This is a genomic window from Coriobacteriia bacterium, from assembly GCA_041658765.1.
In the GTDB taxonomy this organism is placed as follows: Bacteria; Actinomycetota; Coriobacteriia; order Anaerosomatales; family JBAZZO01; genus JBAZZO01.
On the sequence record JBAZZO010000007.1, the window covers coordinates 90,250 to 113,255 of the forward strand.

19 protein-coding genes are annotated in these 23,006 nt (G+C 68.6%); 1 reads left to right on the plus strand and 18 read right to left on the minus strand.

Annotated elements, in window-relative coordinates; translation table 11 throughout:
- Nucleotides 1-78: 78 nt before the first annotated feature.
- From WC971_05935 to WC971_05960, 6 genes are all read right to left on the minus strand, one after another.
- The gene (locus WC971_05935) at nt 79-5,757 is read right to left on the minus strand and encodes a pre-peptidase C-terminal domain-containing protein (GenBank protein ID MFA5844356.1); all 5,679 of its coding nucleotides are present in this window, start codon (nt 5,755-5,757) and stop codon (nt 79-81) included.
- A 298-nt stretch (nt 5,758-6,055) separates the two neighbouring features.
- Nucleotides 6,056-7,285 carry a 6-phosphofructokinase gene (locus WC971_05940; GenBank protein ID MFA5844357.1) on the minus strand — a complete coding sequence of 410 codons (1,230 nt, stop codon included), beginning with the start codon at nt 7,283-7,285 and terminating at the stop codon, nt 6,056-6,058.
- Between the two features lie 12 nt (nt 7,286-7,297).
- Nucleotides 7,298-8,263 carry an acetyl-CoA carboxylase carboxyltransferase subunit alpha gene (locus WC971_05945; protein MFA5844358.1) on the minus strand — a complete coding sequence of 322 codons (966 nt, stop codon included), beginning with the start codon at nt 8,261-8,263 and terminating at the stop codon, nt 7,298-7,300.
- Entirely contained in the window at nt 8,260-9,135 is an 876-nt protein-coding gene (accD, locus tag WC971_05950) for an acetyl-CoA carboxylase, carboxyltransferase subunit beta (protein ID MFA5844359.1), read from the minus strand. The genes WC971_05945 and accD overlap by 4 nt, the downstream gene beginning before the upstream one ends.
- Nucleotides 9,136-10,083: an aldolase gene (locus tag WC971_05955; GenBank protein ID MFA5844360.1), complete on the minus strand. Its 948-nt coding sequence runs from the start codon at nt 10,081-10,083 to the stop codon at nt 9,136-9,138. It abuts the gene before it with no gap.
- A gap of 132 nt (nt 10,084-10,215) precedes the next feature.
- Nucleotides 10,216-10,665, minus strand: a complete 450-nt coding sequence (locus WC971_05960; protein ID MFA5844361.1) for a GNAT family N-acetyltransferase — start codon at nt 10,663-10,665, stop codon at nt 10,216-10,218.
- A gap of 76 nt (nt 10,666-10,741) precedes the next feature.
- On the opposite strand from WC971_05960, the gene WC971_05965 reads away from it, so the two are divergent.
- Nucleotides 10,742-10,990, plus strand: coding sequence for a hypothetical protein (locus WC971_05965; GenBank protein ID MFA5844362.1), 249 nt, complete (start codon nt 10,742-10,744; stop codon nt 10,988-10,990).
- A gap of 12 nt (nt 10,991-11,002) precedes the next feature.
- Here the strand turns inward: WC971_05965 and WC971_05970 are convergent, their stop codons facing one another.
- The 12 genes from WC971_05970 to WC971_06025 all read right to left on the minus strand — a co-directional run bounded on the left by WC971_05970 (nt 11,003) and on the right by WC971_06025 (nt 22,794).
- Complete coding sequence (locus tag WC971_05970; protein MFA5844363.1) at nt 11,003-11,230, minus strand: hypothetical protein; 228 nt, start codon at nt 11,228-11,230, stop codon at nt 11,003-11,005.
- Nucleotides 11,231-11,291: 61 nt separating this feature from the next.
- Nucleotides 11,292-12,902: an NAD+ synthase gene (locus WC971_05975; protein MFA5844364.1), complete on the minus strand. Its 1,611-nt coding sequence runs from the start codon at nt 12,900-12,902 to the stop codon at nt 11,292-11,294.
- Nucleotides 12,903-12,944: 42 nt separating this feature from the next.
- On the minus strand, nt 12,945-13,739 hold the full coding sequence (gene trpA, locus WC971_05980; GenBank protein MFA5844365.1) for a tryptophan synthase subunit alpha: 795 nt from the start codon (nt 13,737-13,739) through the stop codon (nt 12,945-12,947).
- A complete protein-coding gene (gene trpB / locus WC971_05985; GenBank protein ID MFA5844366.1) occupies nt 13,732-14,955 on the minus strand; it encodes a tryptophan synthase subunit beta in 1,224 nt (407 codons plus the stop codon). The genes trpA and trpB overlap by 8 nt, the downstream gene beginning before the upstream one ends.
- A complete protein-coding gene (locus WC971_05990) occupies nt 14,952-15,593 on the minus strand; it encodes a phosphoribosylanthranilate isomerase (protein ID MFA5844367.1) in 642 nt (213 codons plus the stop codon). The genes trpB and WC971_05990 overlap by 4 nt, the downstream gene beginning before the upstream one ends.
- Before the next feature lie 59 nt (nt 15,594-15,652).
- Nucleotides 15,653-16,996, minus strand: a complete 1,344-nt coding sequence (locus tag WC971_05995) for a TrpB-like pyridoxal phosphate-dependent enzyme (protein ID MFA5844368.1) — start codon at nt 16,994-16,996, stop codon at nt 15,653-15,655.
- Nucleotides 16,993-17,799, minus strand: a complete 807-nt coding sequence (locus tag WC971_06000; protein ID MFA5844369.1) for an indole-3-glycerol phosphate synthase TrpC — start codon at nt 17,797-17,799, stop codon at nt 16,993-16,995. The genes WC971_05995 and WC971_06000 overlap by 4 nt, the downstream gene beginning before the upstream one ends.
- On the minus strand, nt 17,796-19,487 hold the full coding sequence (trpD, locus tag WC971_06005) for an anthranilate phosphoribosyltransferase (GenBank protein ID MFA5844370.1): 1,692 nt from the start codon (nt 19,485-19,487) through the stop codon (nt 17,796-17,798). Before trpD ends, WC971_06000 begins: the two co-directional genes overlap by 4 nt.
- Nucleotides 19,484-20,974, minus strand: coding sequence for an anthranilate synthase component I (gene trpE / locus WC971_06010; protein ID MFA5844371.1), 1,491 nt, complete (start codon nt 20,972-20,974; stop codon nt 19,484-19,486). Before trpE ends, trpD begins: the two co-directional genes overlap by 4 nt.
- A gap of 366 nt (nt 20,975-21,340) precedes the next feature.
- On the minus strand, nt 21,341-22,012 hold the full coding sequence (locus WC971_06015) for a DUF1648 domain-containing protein (GenBank protein MFA5844372.1): 672 nt from the start codon (nt 22,010-22,012) through the stop codon (nt 21,341-21,343).
- Nucleotides 22,009-22,278 carry an autorepressor SdpR family transcription factor gene (locus tag WC971_06020; protein MFA5844373.1) on the minus strand — a complete coding sequence of 90 codons (270 nt, stop codon included), beginning with the start codon at nt 22,276-22,278 and terminating at the stop codon, nt 22,009-22,011. The genes WC971_06015 and WC971_06020 overlap by 4 nt, the downstream gene beginning before the upstream one ends.
- Before the next feature lie 84 nt (nt 22,279-22,362).
- Nucleotides 22,363-22,794: a pyridoxamine 5'-phosphate oxidase family protein gene (locus WC971_06025; protein ID MFA5844374.1), complete on the minus strand. Its 432-nt coding sequence runs from the start codon at nt 22,792-22,794 to the stop codon at nt 22,363-22,365.
- Nucleotides 22,795-23,006 lie beyond the last annotated feature (212 nt).

Consider the following 23,006-nt stretch of genomic DNA (forward strand, 5'->3'; position numbering starts at 1 on the left):
CCAGACGATACGGCGCGGCGGCGGGGACTTCGAGAAGTCCCCGCCGCCGCGGAGCGTAGGTGTCGTTCTATCGCGAAGCTAGCGCACCGTCAGGGTGCGATACGAACTCGACGTGCGAGCGTAGTTGCTGTTGCCTGAGTAGACCGCCTGCATCCGCCAGGAACCTCTCGCCCGGAGCGTGACGGCCCCAGCGTAGCGTGTGCGCGACCCGGAGTTGGCGTTGCGCATCGAGAATGTCGTGCCGGCGACCCACCTGCCGGAGACGTAGCGCCACGTGTAGATGCGTACGCTCACTGCGCCCACCGTGTGCTGCGGGCTGAGGTAGCCGGACACGGTGAACGCGCGGTTGATGTACCGCGTGCCCGCCGGGACCGCCGGCTGCGTCAGCGCTACGCGCTGCATGAGATCGACCTGGTTCGACTCGGCGAGGTCGTAGTTGTCATCGCCTTCGAAGACCGCGCGGTACGAGACCGAGCCCTCGGGCGCGACGTTGAACTCGACCACACCGTCGGAATCGGTCGCCATCGTGTCGGTCTCTTCCCACGTGTCGCCGTCGGTCGACGACTCGAGGCGCACGTCACGCTCGGGGATCGGCTCGCCGTCCGAGGTGCGCAGCGTGGCGGTGATCATGCCGCCGCCGTAGGGGACGCTGCCCGGGTCGGACAACTCGAGGTCGGTCGAGAGCGCCGTCGGCGGTTCCTCGCCGGTGCCATCGCCGGTGCCTGTACCACCCGACAGGTCGACGACTTCGAGAGCACCACTGTGACCGTCATGCATCTGCGGCGTGTGGTGGTAGTTCGAGGCCGTGAGGGGCTGGGTGTAGGCGAACGCCTCTTGGGCGCTGATCCAGGAGTTGGAGTTGGAGTCGGCCGTCGCGGCGCCGAACGCCTCCACGAAGTAGTAGGTGAACGCACCGTTCTGGATCGAGGGCGATTCGACCGACGTCTGGTTGTAGTCGGACGCACTGATGACCACGCGGCCCGAGCCATCGTCGAGATCGCGAGCGAAACCGTTGCGGGCGAGGAAGCTCCGCGCCGAAACGGCGGTCGCGGGTGCGATCGGCCCCGGCTTCATGAACTTGACGCGGTCGCCCGAGCCGGACTGCCCGCGGATGAAGCCGCCGCTGTAGCAGCTGTCGAGGGCGACCATGATGTGGTTGCTCTCGAGGGTGTCCATCCACGTCCCGAACGTATCGTCCGTGATGTTGCCGTCGTAGACGTAGATCGTCTCGTCACGGCCGTCCGGCTCGTCGATCGGAGCCGTGTCCATCGTGTAGGAGCCGTGACCCGAGTAGTAGATGGCGACCTGGCTGTCGGCGTTCTCGAGCGGGTCGAGCCAGCCCGTGATCGCCTGCTGGATGTCGGCGCGCGTGGCCTGCGAGTCCTGGAGCACCAGGATGTTCGACTGGTCGTAGCCCGCCTGGTTGATGAGCATCGACCGCATGTCGGAGACGTCGTTGTGCGGGAACTGCAGGTCGTTGGCGACGCCAGGGTAGTCCTGCATGCCGATGAGGACGGCGTACTTGCCGCCACCGCTGTTCGAACCGACCGTGAGCCGGACCGGTACGGTCATCGGAGAGTTCACGGCGCCCGCGGCGGTGATCGTCATGTTGGCGACGTAGGTCCCCGCGCGAAGATCGCCCGGGGTCACCGAGACGGTGACGCGGCCGGTGTTCGTGCCGCTGGCCGGCGAGACGCTCAGCCAGTCGGAGGACTCCGTCACGCGCCACGTGAGAGTGCCCGCGCCGGCGTTCGTGATCGCGAGCTGCTGGGCCGCCGGGTTGACCCCAGGAGGCGCCGAGAAGCTCATGTACGTGGGATCGGCGCCGATGCGCGTCTCACCCACTCCAAGACCGTAGGTGAGCGTGTAGTCGCCCGCTCCGCTGTACTGGTAGACGGACAGGTAGTAGGTGCCCGCGCGACCCGCCGGGACGTCGAAGGTGAACCGATCGGGATACGTCGTCGCGTTCGCATAGGCGACGTAGGAATCGCGGTAGATCGACGTCGAGCCGGGACCGAAGAGGTACATGTCGAAGTCGGTGCCGCTAGCCGCCGAAAGGCTCACGGTGAGGCGCTGCCCCGCCGCAAGGGCGAGACGGTAGACGTCGGCCGGGTCGGTCGCCTCGCCGCTCGCCGTGTTCGGGCCGAGATGGCCGGACACGGGCGAAGCCGGCGCGACCACGCCGGGGATCTCGTTGTCGGGGGCGCCGCCGACGCTGCCGCCGGTCCCGCTCGAGCGGGACCAGACGAGCGAATAGGAGCCGGTGCCGCTATAACCCCACACGCACATGTAGTAGGTGCCCGCGCCTCCGGACGGCACGGTGTAGCGCAGCGTGTCGTTGCCGACGACCGTCGCGGCCGCCACCGCGTTCGCGGTGTATACCGAGGTCGCCGTCGGACCGTAGAGGTAGAGGTCGTAGTCGCTGCCGGCGGGACCGGTCAGGTCGAACGAGAGCGTCTCTCCGGCCTGCGCGTTCGACATGCTCCAGACGTCGGCCCTGTCGGAGGTCTGGTCGAGACCCTCACTGACAGGACTCGCCGGGATGGGGCGACCGGGGATGTCGTTGTTGCCGTCGGAAGTGCTGGGAGTCGTGCGACTGTACGTGAGCGAGTAGCTCCCGCTACCGGAATAGCAGTAGGCGCCGAGATAGTAGCGCCCGCTGCCTCCGGTCGGGACCGTGAACGTGAACGTGTCCGGATACGCCGTGCCGTTGGCGACGGCCACAGCCGACGCCGACTGCACCGAGGTCGCCCCCGGACCGAACATGTAGAGGTCGAAGTCGCTGCCCGAGGGGCCCGTGAGCGATGCGGTGAGCTGCTGGCCCGCGGTCAGATCCAGGTAGTAGACGTCCCAATCGTCCGTGCCGTCGGCGAGGTCGCCCGAGATCGGCGAGACAGGCGCCGCGACGCCGGGGATGTTGTTGTCCGGAGCGGACACCGTCCCCCTGGTGTAGGCCAGGGAGTACCTGCCGGACCCGGAGTACGCGTACGCCTCCAGGTAGTACGTGCCGGCCGTCCTGGCGGTGAACGAGAACGTGTCGGGGTAGGAGGTCGCCGCCGCCTCGGCTACCGCGGAGTCGACCCAGATCGAGGTCGCCCCGGGGCCGTACAGGTAAAGGTCGAAGTCCGTGCTGGCGTCGGGGGAGGTCAGGATCACCTGGATGGTCTCGCCGGCGGCCAACGTGACCGAGTACACGTCCGCGGTGTCGCTGTTCTCGTCGAGCGAGCCGGAGACGGGCGAGGGTGACGGCAGTGCCACACCCGGGATGTTGTTGTTCGCCGGCTCGGCGTCACCGGTGCCGCCCGACGAACCGGTGGCGGCGTAGGTGAGCGAGTACACGCCGGTCCCCGAGTAGCGGTAGACCGCGAGGTAGTACGTCCCTGTCCGCGTTATCGCGCAGTCGAGCGTGTCGGGATATGTAACTCCGTTCGCGCTGGCGACGGTCGTCCCGCCGTTGATCGTGGTGTTGCCCGGCGCGTAGAGGTACATGTCGAAGTCGGAGCCGGCCGGTCCGTTCAGGGAGGCGGCGAACCGCTGCCCCGACTGGAGCGAGATGGCGTAGACGTCCCAGTCGTCACCCGTCCCGAGGCTCTCGGATATCGGCGACGCGGGGGCCGTGGTGCCGGGGATATTGTTCGCGGCGTCGGAGCCGGTCGTCCCGCCGGACGTGCGCCACGTCAGGCTGTAAGCGCCGCTGCCCGAGTAGCTGTAGACGCACAGGTAGTACGTCCCTGAAGTCGTGGGCGTGTAGGTGAACTGGTCGGGATAGGACGTGCCGTAGGCCCCAGCCACCTCGTCCGCTGTGTTCACCGAGCCGGAGCCGGGCGCGTAGAGGTAGAGGTCGAAGTCGGAGCCCGAGGGGCCGGTGAGGCTCACGGACAGCGGCTGGCCTGCGGTGAGGGCGACCGCATAGACGTCCCAGTCGTCCGAACCGTCGGTCAGCGAGCCGCTGATCGGGGACGCAGGAGCCGTCACGGCACTGGGGATGTCGTTCGCGGCATCGGTCGCGCCGGAGCCGCCGCCGGTCGAGTAGGTGATGGTGTACGAGGAGACCGTCGGCACGTAGTGCGCCTCGACGACGAGGTAATACGTGCCGGACGTCGTCGGCGTGTACGTGAAGTTCTCGCTGGAGGAACCGCCCCCGGAACCAGCCACGTTGTTCCAGTTCGAGATCGCGGTGGATCCCGGCGGGAAGAGGTAGACGTCGATGTCGTTCGACGGCCCCGTCATGGTCAGGTTGAAGGTCGAGCCCGCGGTCAGGTAGACGCTGTAGCAGTCGTAGGGGTCGGTGCCGGAGCCGGTCGAGCCGACCACGGTGCCGGAGAACGGCGAGGAGGGTATCGCCACGGCGCTCGAGATGGTGTTGTCGGAGCCGGTGGTCCCGCCGCCGGAGCCGCGCGACCACGTCACGCTGTAGGTCCCGGAACCGCTATGCGCCTCTACGACCAGGTAGTAGGTGCCGGAGGTCGTGGGCGTGTACGTGAACTGATCGGGATAGGAGCCCGTGCCGGCGGCAGCCGCCGCGACGGTGTTCCAGTTCGCCACATGCGTCGATCCTGGCGGGAACAGGTACAGGTCGAAGTCGGTGCTCGAGGGACCGGTGACGCCGGCCGTGAAGGACTGGCCGGCCGTGAGGGAGACGACGTAGCAGTCGTAGGTATCCGAGGAACTGTTCACGGTGCCCGTGAACCCGGACGCCGGCAGCGCGATCGCGCCGGAGATGTCGTTGTCGGTCACGACCCCGCCGCCGTCGGGCGGCGGCCCCGTGCTTCCGGTGGACGTGCCGCCGGACCACGTGACGGTGTACGAGGATGCCGTCGGGACGTAGTGCGCCTCGACGATGACGTAGTAGGTGCCGGACGTCGTCGGCGTGTACGTGAAGTTCTCGTAGGAGGTGCCGCCGCCGGAACCGGCAACCTGGTTCCAGCCCGCGACGGAGGTCGAGCCGATCCCGAAGAGGTAGACGTCGATGTCGTTCGACGGCCCCGTCATGGTGAGGTTGAACGTCGTCCCCGCGGTCAGGTAGACGCTATAGCAGTCGTAGGGGTCGGTGCCGGAGCCGGTGTATCCCTGGACGGTGCCCGTGAACCCGGAGGCCGGGATCGCCGTCGCGCCCGAGATGTCGTTGTCACCGCTGGTCACGGTCCCGCCGCCACCCGACGACGTGCCGCCGGACCACGTGACGGTGTACGAGGATGCCGTCGGGACGTAGTGAGCCTCGACGATGACGTAGTAGGTGCCGGACGTCGTCGGCGTGTACGTGAAGTTCTCGTAGGAGGTGCCGCCGCCGGAACCGGCAACCTGGTTCCAGCCCGCGACGGAGGTCGAGCCGATCCCGAAGAGGTAGACGTCGATGTCGTTCGACGGCCCCGTCATGGTGAGGTTGAACGTCGTCCCCGCGGTCAGGTAGACGCTATAGCAGTCGTAGGGGTCGGTGCCGGAGCCGGTGTATCCCTGGACGGTGCCCGTGAACCCGGAGGCCGGGATCGCCGTCGCGCCCGAGATGTCGTCGTCACCCGGCTTCGCGCCCGGGGTCGGCTCGAGCTTCTTCGCATGCTTGTCACTGAAGCCGGGGATCGGCTTGTTGTGTTCGAGTTTCTTAGCTGTCGCCCCCTGCACCTTGAGAGACGGCTTTGCCACCGTCTTCGCGGGCAGCGCGGCACCGGCCGAGACCGGCACTACGAGGGCCACGAGCGCGACCATCGCGACGAGCGCGACGAGCCGGCGAGCGGCCGAGTTGACCTTGCGTGTGTTCATGACGTAACCCTCCCCGGGATCAGGACATGCGTGCACGTATTTTCGTACTCCTCCTGGATACTCCGATTTTGCCCCGCGCACAATCTCTAACCAGGGATGTCCCTCGTCAACGGTTGAAAGAAACCGACGAACGGTAGCACCCCCGCGACAAGTGCGCCGAATGGCGACCTCACCACCGGCCGTACTCCTCACCGTGCTCGCGATACCCCTTGACCGGAAGCCCGAGGGAGTCCCGGATATCGAGCGCGCCGCACGCCACAGGAGACCCGTGTCGACGCGCGTGCCCGAGAGCCGTGCGTCAGGCCTTGTCGTGCCCGCGCTGGTACTCGAGCGCCCGGGCCAGCTTGTAGAAGTCGCTCTCGCGATCGATGAAACGCACGCGCGTCCTCAGCGTCTCGGGATCGATGAGTTCGGCGAAGGGCACGAAGATGAGTTGGAGCTGATCGCGGACGCTGACCATCATCCCAGTGAGGCCCTCCTTCGCGATGGCCCGGAAGGCGCCGACCCCGAGCTGACTCCCGAGGAGGATGTCGAACGCGACGGGCTCGGTGCACCGCGTCTCGTACCCGATCTGCTTGCTGCGGATCTTGATGGGCTCACCGGTCCGCGCCAGATAGACGCGCTCCATCGCCTTCGCGAGGTGCTCGCCTATCTGGACCGTCCCGAGCATCGAATTCCCGTGCATGTCGACCTCTTGGGGCCGCTGGTCGTCCGGGAGCCGCTCCGCGAGTCCCTCGGCGACGCAGATGATGCCGTATTCCCGGCCGTCGGCGATGCGCACCGCCATCAGGTCGACGAGGTCGGAGGCGGCGGCCTCGAAGTCCCATTCGCCGTCGACGTCCTCGACGCTGAGCATCCGCGTCGCCTCTCCGGCGATACCCGCGGCGTACGTGAGCCAGCCGGCCTTGCGGCCCATGAGCTCGAGCACGTACCACGACTTCGTCGACTGCGCGTCCGCGGAGATGTTCCGTATCTCGGTCGCCGCGAAGTTCGCCGCGGACGTGAAGCCGAAAGTCCAATCGATACCGTAGTAGTCGTTGTCGATCGTCTTCGGCAGATGGACGATCTTCACGCGGCGGAGTTCGGGCATGACCTCCTGGATGAGATAGAGGTAGTTGGCGGTCTTGAGCGTGTCGTCTCCGCCGATGGAGACGAGCGCGTCGATCTCGAGCGACTCGAGCCCGCGGAAGACAGCTCGCAGCTTCTCGTTCTTGGCGGAGTCGGTGAGGTCCTCGAGCGAGGAGATGTGCTTTCCGGGATTCGCGCGCGAGGTCCGCAGGATGATCGACTTGCGGTTACGGATGCCCGACACGTCGTTCACGCACAGCCGCACGAAATCGCGCCCCTCGACGAGCGGGCCGCTCTCGCAACACCGCTCGAGGTTCTCGTATCCGTCGAGGAAGCCGATCACCTCGATGTCCGCGTTGAGGAAGGAGAGTGCGGCGGCCGAGATGACCGCGTTCGCGGCGGGTGCCGGACCGCCGGAGAAGAGCATCCCCACTCGCTTGACGACCCGTTCGCTGCCCATCGCCACGCCTCCTCACACACCTTCGTCGACGAAGACCCCTACACGCGAGAGTCTTCCCTGTCGAGTCGCGACCAGGTCATCGGGAAGCCTGCCTGCGAGATCGTCGAGCGCCGAGACGACACTGTCGCGCACCCGCTCGAACGCAAGGCCGGGATCGCGGTGCGCGCCCTCGGCGGGCTCGGGGACGACCTCGTCCGCGATGCCGAGTCCGACGAGGTCGGCGGCCGTGAGGCACAGGCTCGCGGCGGTCTGTGAGGCCTTCGACGAGTCCTTGAACACGATGGAAGCGCAGGCCTCGGGGCTGCTCACCGAGTAGTACGAGTTCTCGAGCATGATGAGACGGTCGCCGAACCCGATGGCGAGCGCGCCCCCGCTCCCGCCCTCGCCGATGCCGACGATCACGACGGGCACGCGCAGAGCGGACAGGGTCGCCAGGTTCTCCGCGATAGCCCACGCCTGCCCGCGCTCCTCTGCCTCGATGCCCGGATGCGCTCCCGGCGTGTCGACGAACGAGACGACGGGCAGACCGAACCGCTCGGCGAGCAGCATCGCGCGCCGAGCCTTGCGGAAGCCCTCCGGCTGCGCGCTGCCGAACCTGCGCTCGATGTTCTCCTTCGTCGTCTTGCCCTTGCGGTGTCCCAGCACGACCACGCGCCGTCCCTCGAGCGAGCCGAGCCCGGCGAACATCGCGGGATCGTCCGAACCCGAGCGGTCTCCGCGCAGCTCGAAGACGTCCGCGAACAGCGCCGCGACGTAATCCTGCGTGTGGGGCCTGTCGGGATGACGGCTGACCTGGACCCGCTCCCAAGGACCGAGGTCGGCGTAGAGCGTCGCGCGAAGCGACTCGACGTCGGCGGCGAGCTCCTCGAGTTCGGTCGCGAGCTCGGGCCGCTCGCTGACGTCGAGCCGACGCAGCTCCTCGAGCTTCGCCTCAAGGTCGTAGAGCGGTCGCTCGAACTCCATCACGAACCGCGTCATGGCGCCACTCCCGCCATGAGGTGGCCGAGGATCGTCGCGACGGTCTTCGGGATCTCCGCCCGCGGGACCACGGCGTCTATGAGACCCTGCGTCTCGAGCATCTCCGCGGTCTGGAAACCCTTGGGCAGCTTCTGCCGGATGGTCTGCTCGATGACCCGAGGACCGGTGAAACCCACATGCGCGCCGGGCTCCGCGAGGATGACATCGGCGAGCGTCGCGAACGACGCCGTGACGCCACCGAAGGTCGGGTCGGTCAGCACCGAGACGTACGGGAGTCCCGCATCGGAGAGCCTTCTCGCGGCGGCGGCGGTCTTCGCCATCTGCATCAGGGAGAGCATGCCCTCCTGCATCCGCGCGCCACCCGACGCGGTCGCGATCACGACCGCGCGGCGCTCGTCGAGCGCGCGGTCGAACACCCTCGCGACCTTCTCTCCGACGACGGAGCCCATCGACGCGGCGATGAAGCGGAAGTCCATCGCGCCGGCGATGACGGGGTGACCCCCGATCGAGCACCGTCCGGATATGAACGCCTCGCGCATCCCCGTGCGCTCCCGCGCGACCGCAAGACTCTCGGTGTACGACTTGGCCGCGGTGAACCCGAGCGGGTCGGACGCGGACATGCCGGCGTCCGTCTCCTCGAAGGTCCCTTCGTCCGCCAGCAGCGCGATGCGCCTCTCGGCCGCGAGCACGCCGTGATGACCGCACTGCGGACAGACCTCGAGGTCCCGCTCGAGGTCGCCCTGGTAGATGATCCGGCTGCACGAGGGGCACTTCTGCCATACGCCGTCGGGCAGCTCGGAACGGTTCGCGACGGCGCCCGCGACGGTATAGCGGCGGTCTTCGCGCGCCTTGAACCAGTCCGCGATCGACACTTAGACCGAGTAGTCCTTCCGGCCCTCGAAGACGGCGAGCGCGTCATCGGCGCTCCAGTCTCCGAGGGTGATCGCCGAGATCGCCTTCGTGAGACGGACGGCCTCGTCGAGCGAACGCTGGTGGATGTTGCGGCCTGTCGCGTTGCCCTCGGCGCCACCGACGTGGATCTGCTCCCAGAGCTGGCTGAGGAACGTCTTCGCGTCGACCGTCGAGCCGCCGGCGCAGACGAGCTTCGTCCCGCGAGGCGAGCCCGCGGCGAGCGCACACTCCTTGAGCAACTCGGCGCTGGTCTTCTCTTCGTTGCCCTTCGGCGGATTGACCTTGACGAAGTCCGCGCCGAGGCAACATGCGACGCCGGCGGCGCCGGCGATCAGATGGGCGTCCTTCTCGTTCGAGACGGCCTTGCCGCGCGGGTACATCCACAGCACGACGACGAGCCCGACCGAATGCGCATCGGCGATGAGCTGTCCGGCCTCGGTCATCATCGACGCCTCGTACTCCGAAGCGAGGTAGATCGTGTACCCGACGCCCACGGCGTTCACGCCGTTGTCGATGAGGTCGAGGACGGTCGAGATGTCGTACAGCTGCGGGCTGTACGGGTCCTCCTGCGACGTCTTCACGAGGTGCGTCTTGCTGTTCATCTTCACGAGGTAGTTGATGTCGGGATAGTCCGCGGCGTAGCGGGCGATGAGCCCCCGCTGCCCGGCGAGCACGCCGCACACCCCCTGCGAGCCGATACGGAAAAGGTGCTCCGGGTCGGCGTCCTCGGGCGAGATGCCTTCACCGAAGAAATCGTCGTTGAGGTGCTCGATCTTCTGGTCGCAGGCGTAGAGCATGAGCCGACCGGTGCCGCGCGTGGCGGCAAGGTAGTTGTCGATGTAGGTCTCCCGTGCGGCCGCCGGGACATCGGCGGGCACTCGGACCTGCTCACGGGTGATGCTGGGCATGGTCCCTCCTCCTTGAAGCGTCGGGCTTCCCCCGCTCGCGCTCCCCGCGGACCGGTCCGCGGGCACTCGCAGCGCACCCACCAGGGTAGGGCAAGTGAGGCCAGCACGCCAGCAGAGGACCGCGCCCGACGCTCAGCGCAACGGTTGTTCCATCCGGACGTGCGGGAGCCCGGTCCTACCGGAAGGAAAGACACCCGGGCGAGCCTTGAAGCCGAGACGCTCGTAGAAGGCGATGGCCGTGACCCTCGCCTCGAGCCAGACGAGCGGGATGGCCCGTCTGCGCGCCAGTCCTACGAGTTCGAGCACGAGCGACGAACCGATCCCCGAACGCTGCCGGGACGGTTCGACGGCCACCTGGCGGATGCGGGCGGAACCGTCAGGCATGGCGATGAGACGAGCATATCCGACGGCCTTGCCGTCCTCGACCGCCACAAGATGCGTCGACGCGGGATCGGCGTCGTCCCGATCGCCGTCGGCAGACACTCCGAAGGGCTCGAGGAGCACCGAGTAGCGCAGAGCGGCGGCTTCGCTAAGGAGGACGTCGCCGGCGCGGACGTAGTGAAGGTCTGGCGTACCGGGCATACGCGTATCGTAGCGCGTCTCGAGCGTTCCGCCGCGTCGAGCCGGTACCGTTCGTCGCGGGCTAGGGATCGTCGCCATGCTCATGGAAGCCCTGGTCATCGACATCTATGCGGGCGAGACGAGCGTCTCGACTCTGCCCGCACCGTTCATCGCCGCGGTGCTGCTCTTCGGTCACGCGGGGATCATCGTCGTCGGCGTAGGAGCCGCCACGGTCGCGATGCTGAAGCATCGCAGCCCGCCGAGCGAGACGATGATCGTGAACTCCGCCGATCATGTGGCGGGCACACGGGTACGACACGACCGCAAGACGGCCGAGGGTTGCTGACTGAAGAGGGATTCACGCGCGCAGGGTGACCCCGAGGACCTCTCGCGCAGCGTCGAGCAGAGCCTTCATCTTCACATCGTCATCGGGCATCGACGGCGTGACAAGGCTGACGAAGAACCCCGCCTTCAGGCTCATCTGTCCCTTGACTTTGAATGCGTCGAGACCGCGTTGGTCGATGACCTTGTCGACCTCGGTCATGAGATCGTAGAGCTTCCCCACTTCACTTAACCGCGTCGGCAACCGCGGCCCTCCCAAGACAGAGGGTACCTTGTCCAGAAAGCGTTGTCACCCCACGAGCGGTTCAGCGACGATAGCCGTTCGTGACGGGCATGCGGCGGTCCTTCCCGAACGCCCCCGGGGTGACCCTGATGCCCATCGGCCCCTGCCTCCGCTTGTACTCGGAGGCGTCGACCATCCGGCACACCCGTTCGACGATGCTCCTATCGTGTCCCGCATCGACGATCTCGTCGACGGACCGGTCCTGCTCGACGTATGCGGCGAGAATGCTGTCGAGGACCGCGTAAGGCGGGAGCGTGTCCTCGTCGACCTGCCCTTCGCGCAACTCCGCGGACGGAGGCTTGGCCAGCGTCGCCTCAGGGATTACCGCCCCCGCAGCGTTGCGCCAGGCCGCCAACTCCTGGACGCGCGTCTTGAAGACGTCCTTGAGCGGCGCGAAACCGCCCACCATGTCGCCGTAGAGCGTCGAGTAGCCGACGGAGAGCTCGGACTTGTTGCCGGTCGCGAGAACGAGCCAGCCGTTCTTGTTCGAGAGCGCCATGAGGAGCGTCCCCCGGACGCGGGCCTGAAGGTTCTCCTCCGTCACATCCGCCGCCCGGCCCCCGAACGCCGGGTCCAGCGTGCCCAAGAGCGCCTGGAACGCCGGCTCGATCGAGAGTTCGGCGGCGTCGATATGAAGCGCCGCCGCGAGCGCGCGGGCGTCGTCCACGCTGCCGGCGGAGGAGTACCGCGACGGCATCAGGACCCCGTGGACGCGCTGTGGACCGAGCGTGTCGACGGCGAGCGTGGCGGTGAGCGCCGAGTCGATGCCGCCGGAGAGACCGACGACCACGTGCCCGAACCCGTTCTTGCGCATGTAGTCGCCGAGTCCGACCTTTAGCGCGGCGTAGACCTCCTCCGGGCCCGCGAGCAGCGGGGCGACGTCTCCCGACGCGCCGAGCTTCCCACGCGGCGAGAAGTCCGCGATGAGCAGGTCCTCCTCGAAAGCACGTGCCCGGGCGACGACCTCTCCCTCGGGAGAGACGACGACCGACCTCCCGTCGAAGACGAGCTCGTCCTGCCCCCCCACCAGGTTGCAGTACGCGAGCCAGACGCCGCAGTCGCGAGCGCGGGCGCGCAACATCTCCTCGCGTTCGAGTCCCTTGCCCGCGTGGAACGGGGAAGCCGAGATGTTGAGCACGAGTCTGACGCCCTGCCGGGCCAGACCTGAGACGATGCCGGGATCCCAGACGTCCTCGCATACCGTCGCCGCGAACATGTCGCCTCCGAGCTCGATGAGGCCGTCGTCGTCGCCCGGCAGGAAGTAGCGTTCCTCGTCGAAGACGCCGTAGTTGGGCAGCCGGCGCTTGCGGTAGACGCGCAGCACCCGTCCGTTGCCGCACAGCGCCGCCGCATTGTAGAGCCCGCGTTCGTCGCGGTCGACGAAGCCCACGAGCGTCGAATGCCTGCAGCCCGATGCGACGCGCTCGAGCGCGTCGAGGCCGTCGTCGACGAAGTGGTTCTTCGCTAGGAGGTCCTCGGGCGGGTAGCCGGTGAGAGCGAGCTCCGGCAGGAGCGTGAATGTCGCCCCCGCGGACTCGGCGCGCCCTATCGCGTCGAGCGCGCGCGCTGCGTTGCCGTCGAGGTCGCCGACGGTCACATCGATCTGGGCGAGGGCTAGTCGCACGGCCGGCATCTCCTGGGGGTCGACGTCCTCCCAAGCGTAGCACCTACTCGGTCACGCCGGCTCCCGCACCGCCGAGGCGAGCTCGGCGACGAACGACCCGAGCGCAGCGGGGTCGGCCTGCAGCCGGACGAGCGCCGAACCGACGACCACCCCGTCGGCGATCCGCGCGAGCGCGGCGGCCTGAGCTGGTGTCGAGACGCCGAATCCGACCGCGACCGGCAGCGTCGTGGCGGCCTTCACGCGTGCGACGAGGGCGTCGATCCCCGAGGGCAACTCCGAGCGCTCCCCGGTCACCCCCGTGGTCGAGACACAGTACACGAATCCCCGCGACGACGACCCCACGAGCGCGAGCCGTTCCGGCGTTGAGGTGGGGGCCGCGAGGAAGACGGTGTCCAGATCCGGCGAGACCGCGAGCCATTCTCCGGCCGAGTCGGGCGGAAGATCGGGGACGATGAATCCTGAGACCCCCGCCTCGAGCGCCTCGTTCGCGAGCCGGGAGAGCCCGAACTTCAGCATCGGGTTGAAGTACGTCATCAGCGCGATGGGCACGCCGGCGACCGCGTCGGGAGAGAGCGCGGTCTCGCGCGCGAGACCGATGGTCTCGGCGAGTCCGAAGCCCCCTTCCGCCGCCCGCGCAGCCTTGGCCGCCTGGGCGATGACCGGGCCGTCCGCCAGCGGGTCGGCATACGGGACTCCGAGTTCCACCACGTCCGCGCCCGCCGAGACGGCGGCCCGCACGGCCAGGAGGGAGGTCGCGCGGTCGGGGTAGCCGGCCATGAGGTAGCAGACGAGGGCGGCGCGGTCCTTCGGGAACCCGCGCCCGAGCCGGCCAGCACGCTCAGCCACCGAGCCCGGCCTCCCGCACGATGTCGATGTCCTTGTCCCCACGGCCCGAGACGTTGACGACGATTCGCGCTTCGGGACCGAGTTCGTCGGCCAGACGAGGCAGGAGGGCCAGCGCGTGCGCGGACTCGATCGCCGGGATGATGCCCTCGGTCCGGCAGAGCAGCTCGAAGGCGTCGAGCGCCTCGCGGTCGGTCACCGGCAGGTATCGGACGAGCCCGGCGTCCTTGAGGCTGCCGTGCTCCGGCCCCACGCCGGGGTAGTCCAGCCCCGCGGAGATCGAATAGGCCTCGAGCGGATCGCCGGCTTCGTCCTGGAGCAGGTACGAGAAGAAGCCGTGCATCACCCCGGGCGTTCCTAGCGTGAGTGAGGCGCCCGTGCGCCCGGTGTCGAGACCGAGACCCGCGGCCTCCGCGCCGAAGAGCAGCGGGCGGCGCGAGGCGGGGACATCCCGGATGAAGGGATGGAACATGCCGATCGCGTTCGACCCTCCCCCGACGCACGCGACGACGGCGTCGGGCATGTCCTCGTCCCTTTCCGCAAGCTGTGCGAGGGTCTCCTCCCCGATCACCGACTGGAAGGCGCGCACGACGCTGGGATACGGATGTGGTCCGACAGCCGAGCCGATCACGTAGTACGTGTCCTCGACGCGCTCCACCCAATGCCGCAGCGCGGCGGTGGTGGCGTCGGCGAGCGTCCCCCCGCCCTCTTCGACGGGCACGACCTCGGCGCCGAGCAGGCGCATGCGGTAGACGTTGAGCGATTGCCGCCGCACGTCCTCGACGCCCATGAAGACGCAGCACTTCTGACCGAGCAGCGCCGCCACGGTGGCCGTCGCCACGCCGTGCTGCCCCGCGCCCGTCTCCGCGATGACCCTGTCCTTGCCCATCCGCTTCGCGAGAAGGCACTGGCCGACGGTGTTGTTGATCTTGTGCGCGCCCGTGTGCGCGAGGTCCTCGCGCTTGAGGAGGACGGCCCCCAGCCCTACCGCGGCGGCGAGGCGCTCGGCACTCCAGAGTGGCGTCGGACGGCCCACGTAGTCGCGCAGGAGCCTGGCGACCTCTGCGCGGAACTCGGGGTCCGCCTGGGCGTCGGCGAAGGCTATCTCGAGTTCGTCGAGCGCCGGGACGACGGTCTCGGGAACGAACCGCCCCCCGTACGCGCCGAAGAAGCCTCTCGCGTCAGGGCCGATCGGTGGGACGCCATGGAGGCCGGTCACGACGCCGCCTCGTCCGCCGCGCGGACCGCCGCCACGAAGGCCCGCAGCTTCTCGCGGTCCTTGTGACGAGGACGCTCCTCGACCCCCGACGAGACGTCGACGCCGAACGGGCGCATCGCGTTCATCGCCGCGCCGACGTTCACGGGTGTCAATCCGCCCGCGATTACGAGAGTGGCCCAACCGGGGACATCCGTGATGCTTTGCCAGGGGAAGGTTATGCCGGTCCCGCCGTCTTTGCCGGTCACGAGTGTGTCGAGTAGTACGGCGGCCACGGAGCCCCGGAAGGGCTCGATGGCCGGAAAAGCGAACCCCGTGCCGACTTTGAACGCCTTGATGACGGAGACTCCCACCTCGCGGCAGTAGCCCGGGTCCTCGTCGCCGTGGAGCTGGACCGCCGAGAGGCGCAACCGGCTCGCGGCATCGCGCACCTCATCGAGAGGCGCGTCGACGAAGACCCCGACGCGTCCCACGAAGGGCGGTACGACCTCGAGGGCGGCCAGCGCCTCATCGATCGAGACGCTGCGCGGGCCGTCGGCGAGGACGACGCCGACGGCGTCGGCACCGGCGGCGACCGCCGCCTGCGCATCGGAGGCGCAGGTCACACCGCAGATCTTCACTCGCGTCCTGTGCTGTCGCATGCGCTCCTCCGGACGGTGACGCGGCGGGCCGCCTGCAGGGGCGGCCCGCCAGTCATCGGTCAGTCCTGGACGTGTGTTCCGGAGGCGAAGTCGTAGTCGACCAGCTTGCCGGAGTTGTACGCCTCGTAGGCGGCCAGGTCGAAGTGCCCGTGACCGGAGAGGTTGAAGAGAACGACCTTGTCCTCGCCCGCCTCCTTGGCGGCGAGCGCCTCGTCGATGGCGACGCGGATGGCGTGGCTCGACTCGGGAGCGGGCAGGATGCCCTCGGCGCGAGCGAACTGCACCGCGGCATCGAAGCACGCGATCTGGTGCACCGCGACGGCCTCGATGTCGCCGGTGTTGTAGAGCATCGACACGAGCGGAGAGTCGCCGTGGTAGCGCAGGCCGCCGGCGTGGATGCCTGCCGGCACGAAGTCGTGGCCGAGCGTGTACATCATCACGATCGGCGCCATGCCGGCCTCGTCGCCGCGGTCGTAGCGGTACTCGCCCGCGGTCAGCGTGGGGCAGGCCTTGGGCTCGACGGCCACGAGGCGCGCCTTGGACTTCCCCTGCAGCTTGCGCTGGTAGTACGGGAACGCGATGCCGGCGAAGTTGGAGCCTCCGCCGATGCAGCCGATGACGACGTCAGGCTCCTCGCCGGCCATCTCCATCTGCTTGATGGCCTCGAGACCGATGATGGTCTGGTGCATGCAGACGTGGTTCATCACCGATCCCAGAGAGTAGTGCACGTCCGGGTTCTTGAACGCCACCTCGCAGGCCTCGGAGATCGCGATGCCGAGCGATCCGGTGGAGTCGGAATCCATCGCGAGCACGTGCTTGCCCGCGTCGGTCAGCGTCGACGGCGATGCGTGCACCTTCGCGCCGTACGTCTCCATGAGGAAGCGGCGGTACGGCTTCTGGTCGTAGGAGACCTTCACCATGAAGACCTCGATGTCGACACCGAAGAGCGCCCCAGCGATGGAGAGCGCGCTGCCCCACTGGCCGGCGCCGGTCTCGGTCGAGATCTTCGAGATGCCCTCCTGCTTGTTGTAGTAGGCCTGCGGGATGGCGGTGTTGGGCTTGTGCGAGCCGGCGGGGCTTACGCCCTCGTACTTGTAGTAGATCTTGACGCCCGCGGGAAGGCCGAGGACCTTCTCCAGCTGCTTGGCCCGGTTGAGCGGCGAGGGCCGGTACGTCTTGAGGACGTCGAGCACGGCGCCGGGGATGTCGATGTAACTCTCCGGGCTGAGCTCCTGCTTGATGATCTCCATCGGGAAGAGCGGGGCCAGATCGTCCGGACCGATCGGCTCGTTCGTCGCCGGATGCAGGTACGGGTCGAGCGGCCGAGGCAGGTCCGGCAGCACGTTGTACCAGGCGGTCGGCATGTCCTTCTCGTCGAGCACGTACTTCGTCTTGCCGCTCATTGTCGATCTCCTTCCTTCGGCACACCTGTCAGTCCCTTGAGGATCGTCTGTGGTGACGGCGAGCGCATGAGCGTCTCGCCGACTAGCACCGCATGGGCTCCCGCACGGGCGAAGTCCTCGACGTCGGAGCGGCCGCGCACACCGCTCTCGGCGACGACCAGGACTCCCGCACGGCGGGCAGAAGCGACCGTCTCCCGCGCGCGAGCGCGGTCGATGGTCAGGTCGTGCAGGTCGCGGGCGTTCACGCCCACGATGGAAGCGCCGGCGTGCAGCGCAGTCTCGAGTTCCTCGACGTCGCGCACCTCGACGAGACACGCGATACCGAGCGTCGCGGCCTCGTCGACGAAAGCGCCGAGACGCTCCCCGAGCACGCTCGCCATCAGCAGGACCGCGTCGGCGCCGTGCGCCCGCGCGAGGTGGAGCATCACGGGGTCGACGACGATGTCCTTGCACAGGACGGGGACGCCGACCGCCTCGGCGACGCCGGAGAGGTCGTCGTACGAGCCGCGGAACGAGTCCGGCTCGGTCAGGACACTCACCGCCGCCGCGCCGCCGCTCTCGTAGAGGAGCGCCTGACGCGCCGCATCACAGTCGAGGGCGATCGGCCCCCTGGAAGGCGATGCCTTCTTGACCTCGGCGATCACCGCGACATCCGCGTGCTCGCGAAGCGCCGCCGCGAAGTCGCGCACCGGTCGGGCATGCGCGGTCATGCGCTCGCACTCGGCGGCCGTGAGCCGACCGAACCCGGCGGCGATGCTCTCTCGCCTGCTCGCGGTCAGCCTGTCGAGGACACCCGCGCTCATCCCGTCACCTCCGCGGTCTGAAGCGCCGCGCGGGCGTCCGCCTCCGCACCTAGCCGGCTGCTCAAGGTGATGAGCCCCTCGAGAGCGGCGAGCGCCGCGCCTGTCTCCAGCGCTTCGCGCGCGCGCACGACACCCTCGGCGAGGTCCGCGACCTTCCCCGCGGCGAGCAGCGCCGCGGCGGCGTTCATCAGCACGACGTCGCGGCGCGGGCCGGTCCCGCCGGAGAGGATCTCGCGGACGATGCCCGCGTTCTCGGAAGCGTCGCCCCCCGCAAGCGCCGACGTGGAGCCGCGGGCGATGCCGACCTCCTCCGGAAGGATCTCGTACGTGTTCACGCGGCCGTCGGCGAAGTCCCCGACGATGGTCGGACCGCTCGCCGAGACCTCGTCCATCCCGGGATGACCGTGGACGACGAGCACGCGGTGTGCCCCGAGGCGGCCAGCGACCTCGGCGATAACCGGGACGAGCGCCGGGTCGTAGACGCCCAGGAGCTGACGCTTCGCGCCGGCGGGGTTCGTGAGCGGTCCGAGCAGGTTGAAGATGGTGCGAATAGCGATCTCGCGGCGCGGCGAGCCGGCGTGGCGCATCGACGCGTGCAAGCCCTGGGCGAAGAGGAATCCGACGCCGACCTCGTCGATGCAGCGCGCCATGTCGGCCGGCGAGAGGTCGACGCGCACACCGAGCGCTTCGAGCACGTCGGCGCTGCCCGACGACGACGAGACCGCGCGGTTGCCGTGCTTGGCGATCGGCACGCCCGCTCCCGCCGCGACGAACGCGGTCGTGGTCGAGATGTTGAAGGTGCGCAGCCCGTCCCCTCCCGTCCCGCACGTGTCCACGCAATCGGCCGCGACCGGCCGAACGGGAGTCGCCCGCGAGCGCATCGCGCGAGCGAAGCCGACGATCTCGTCGACGGTCTCGCCCTTCATCCTGATCGCCGTGATGAGCGAAGCGATCTGCGCGGGAGTCGCCTCCCCGTCCATGACGGCCCCCATCACCTCGGACGCCTGGTCCTCGGTGAGCGACCCGCCCGCGACGACGTGCGCGATAGCTTCCTTGGCGTCGGAGACTCCCTCGGACGCATGGACGGCGGGTGCCGCTTCCGCCAGCGATTCGACCTCCCCGCACATCTCGAGGAAGTTGCGCAGCAGGACCGCGCCCTCGGGGGTGAGGATGCTCTCGGGATGGAACTGGACGCCGAAGATCGGCAGTTCGTGATGGCGCAGCGCCATCACGAGGCCATCGGCGGTGCGCGCGATGACCTCGAGCACGTCGGGGACGCTGCCGGACTCGACGACGAGCGAATGGTAGCGGGTCGCCGTGAACGGCCGGGGCATGCCGGAGAAGAGCCCCGTGCCGTCGTGCAGCACGTCGGCGGTCTTCCCGTGTACCGGCACCGGGGCCCGGACGACGCGGCCGCCGAAGACCTCGGCGACGCATTGGTGGCCGAGACAGACGCCGAGCACCGGGATGCCGGCGGCGGCGCAGGCGGCGATGACCTCTCCGCTGGCGCCGGCGTCCGCGGGCGTCCCCGGGCCGGGAGAGACAACGACGCCGCTGGGCGCCATCGCCGCGACCTGCTCGCCGCTGACCGCGTCGTTGCGCTCGACGCGGATCTCGGCGCCGAGCGCGGCGAGCATCTGCGCGAGGTTATAGGTGAAGGAGTCGTAGTTGTCGACGACGAGTATCACGCCGCCACCTCCGCCGTCATCCCCGCGGCGAGCTCGAGTGCGCGATGGAGAGCCCGCGCCTTGTGCAGCGTCTCCTCGTATTCGCGCTCGGGATCGGAGTCGGCGACGATGCCTGCTCCCGACTGCACGTACGCCCGCCCGCCGGCGAGGACGAACGTCCTGATGGTGATGCACATGTCCATCGCGCCGTCGACGCCCACGTAACCGACCGTGCCCGCGTAAGGCCCACGCGTGGAAGGCTCCAACTCGCGGATGATCTCCATCGCGCGGATCTTCGGAGCACCCGAGACCGTCCCCGCGGGGAACGTCGCCCGCAACGCGTCGAACGCGTCGCGGCCCGGCGCTAGGGTGCCCGTGACGTTGCTCACGATGTGCATGACGTGGCTGTAGCTCTCGACCTCCATGAGCTCGTCGACTCGCACGGTGCCCGGGACGCAGACGCGGCCCAGGTCGTTGCGGCCGAGGTCGACGAGCATGACGTGCTCGGCACGCTCCTTCTCGTCCGCGAGCAGATCGGCGCGCAGGCGGCCGTCCTCGGCGGCGTCCGCTCCGCGGGGCCGCGTGCCCGCGAGCGGGCGCGTGAGCACCGTGGTGCCCTCGACGCGGACGAGCGGCTCGGGGCTGCTCCCGACGAGCGTCACCTCCGGTGTGCGGACGTAGAACATGTACGGGCTGGGGTTGACGGCCCGCAGCACGCGGTAGAGGTCGAGGCCGTCCCCGTCGTAGGGAGCGGAGAAGCGCTGGGAGAGGACGACCTGGAAGACGTCTCCCGCCGCGATGTGTTCCTTGGCGGTGCCCACCGCCGCGAGGAAGTCCTCGCGCGACGTGTGCGCCGTGAGGGGCACGGGTGCGCTTCGGCCGACCTCCCCGAGCGGCGCCGAAGCGCCCGAGGCCGTGAGCCGCGCGAGGACGCCGTCGATGCGGGCGACGGCGGCGTCGTGGTCGGCCGCGGGCTCGTCGCCGGGACGCACGGGAGCGATCACCTGCATCACCCGCCGGACGTGGTCGAAGGCGACGATGGTGTCGGCGAACATGAACGTCGCGTCGGGAAGACCTGTCTCGTCGACGTCGTGGCGCGGGACCTTCTCGAAGCCGGACGCCGCCTCGTAGCCGACGAACCCCACGGCGCCACCGATGAAGGCCGGCAGGCCGGGGAGGAGGGCGACGGAACCCGCCCGCAGACGCTGCGCGACGACGCTCAACGGGTCGGGAGCGGGGACGTCGCTGTGGCGGCGGCCGGTGCTCACCCGGGCGACGCCCGAGCGGGCGGTGATGGTCTCGCCGGCGCCGATCCCGAGGAACGAGTAGCGTCCGAGCCTCTCTCCACCGACGACACTCTCGAGGAGGAACGCGTGCTCGGCGCCGTCGGCCAGCGCCAGGAACGCCGAGATCGGCGTCGCGAGGTCGGCGTAGACCTCACGCGCGACCGGCACGACGTCGTGCTCGGCGGCGAGTCTCACGAACTCGTCCTTGCCCGGCAACAGCATCCCGTCCTCCTTTCCGGCCGGGAGACTGGCTCCCGGGAATAGAAAAACCCCTCATCCCCAAGGGACGAGAGGTCATCTCGCGGTGCCACCCTTGTTGACCCGCCGAAGATGGCGGGCCCACTCGTTTCCTGCGGTGCCGGAGCGGGTGCTCCGATACCCGGCCCCTTCTATCGGTGGGGGTCCGCCGGGACTAATAGGCTTGTTCGCCGTTGCCCCGGTGCCTCGAGGGTCCATTCCCGCCGATCGCTCACGCCGGTTTCCACCTGCCACCGGCTCTCTATGCTTCGCGACCGGGGTACTCCTCCCCGTCACAGGCGTGCTATTCGGTTGCCGCGCATGCTAGCACCCGTCGCGACGGTGTGCAACCTACTCCGGCGCGGGGCCCGACTCCTCGGGGTGGCGCCGCTTGTAGAGGACGAGCGAGTAGACGTATGTGGTCACGAGCATGATCCCAAGCGGCACGAGCATCGCGAACAGGTTCGCCGGGGCCGGCAGGAACGTGCCGGCGATCGAACACAGCCCCGCGCCGACGAAGAGCCACCCGCCGAGGCGGTTCGTCTTGCGCCAGACGACCTCGTCGGAGAGCGTCCACGCGAGACGCACCCCGAACGTCCAGTTCTGCTTCACGGTCGTCATGTAGTTGCCTATCACCACGAACATCACGCCGACGGCGATCATGACCACCCGGTCGACCGCGAACGAGTGGTCGAACGCGGCCGCAAGTGTCGACGCGAAGACCACCGCCTCGACCCCTATGACGAGGTCTATGACGATCCCGTACGCCTTGCCCGAGGCCAGCAGGTTGCGCTGCTTCGGATCGAGGTACGGGGCGACCAGGAGCAGCACGTAGAGACCGAGCGCGAGCAGCGGCATGGCGAAGACGCTGCCGAACGATTTGTCCGCCCAGGCGTCGATCGCCCCGCTCGGCCCCCAGTGCGTCGGGATGCGGTTCGGAAGCCGGTCCCAAGCCAGGGCGCCGGTCGCGAACATCAGGGTGATGAAGAGCAGCGGCAGCTTCGGTGCGTCCTTGAATCTCACTTCTCGTCCCTTTCTCCGAACAACTCGAGCAACGTCGCGAGGACCTCCTGGAAGACGGTCGTGTCGAGCGAGTAGACCAGCTCCTGGCCTCGCCGCTCGGCGTTGACCAGACCCGATGCCTTCAGGGTGGACAGGTGGTGCGATATCGAGGGCTTGCTGATGGTGAAGCGGCTCGCGATGGCTCCCGCGGTCATGTCCTCCTCACGGAGCATCTTGAGGATCTGACGGCGGGTGTCGTCGGAGAGCGCCTTGAAGACCTCCGACATGCGCCACCTCCATCCGCGAGTGATTAGACGTTTAGCCAACCGTCTAAATGATAGCCGGAGAGCCCAGCGCGTCAAGAGGCGACGCTACCCGTGCGACTTCACCGTCGCAGCGACGATGCGGACCCTGATCACGACCGTCGCGGCGGCGTCCTCGGAAGTGACGTCGTCGCTGCCCGAGTAGCGCTTCGCCAGCGCGCGAAGCGCGAGGAGCCTCTCGTCCTCGTCCTCGACGACGGCCGCCTCCCCTTCTCCGATCACACTGCGATAGCGCATCCCCCACTTGCAGGGCTTCGGACCTTCGATCGGCTCGGCCTCGATCGTCGCCTCGAACCCGACGCGGGGATCGGCGCGAAGCAGGTCGAGCTTGCGACCCGCATCCGAGCAGTGCACGTAGATCGCGTCGCCGACCCTGGCCAGGCACAACGGCACGACGTAGGGAGCGCCGCCCGTGTTCAGCGCGAGGCGCAACACCGGCGCGGCGTCGAGGACCGCGTCTATCGCCGTGTCGAGGGTCACTCGACGGTCACGTAGCTGAACGCCGAGCGCCAGACCGCGTCGGCCGCGTCGCGGTGAATGGCCTGCACGCGCCAACGACCGCGCAGGCCTGGGTTCCGCAGCTAACTCCCGCGAATAGTCCGCGTTTGATGGGTCTAAGCTGCGAAGACGAGCGATCATGCGCAGAAACGGCGTGTATCTAGGCGTCCGTATTCCCGCTGGTCAGAAGCTTG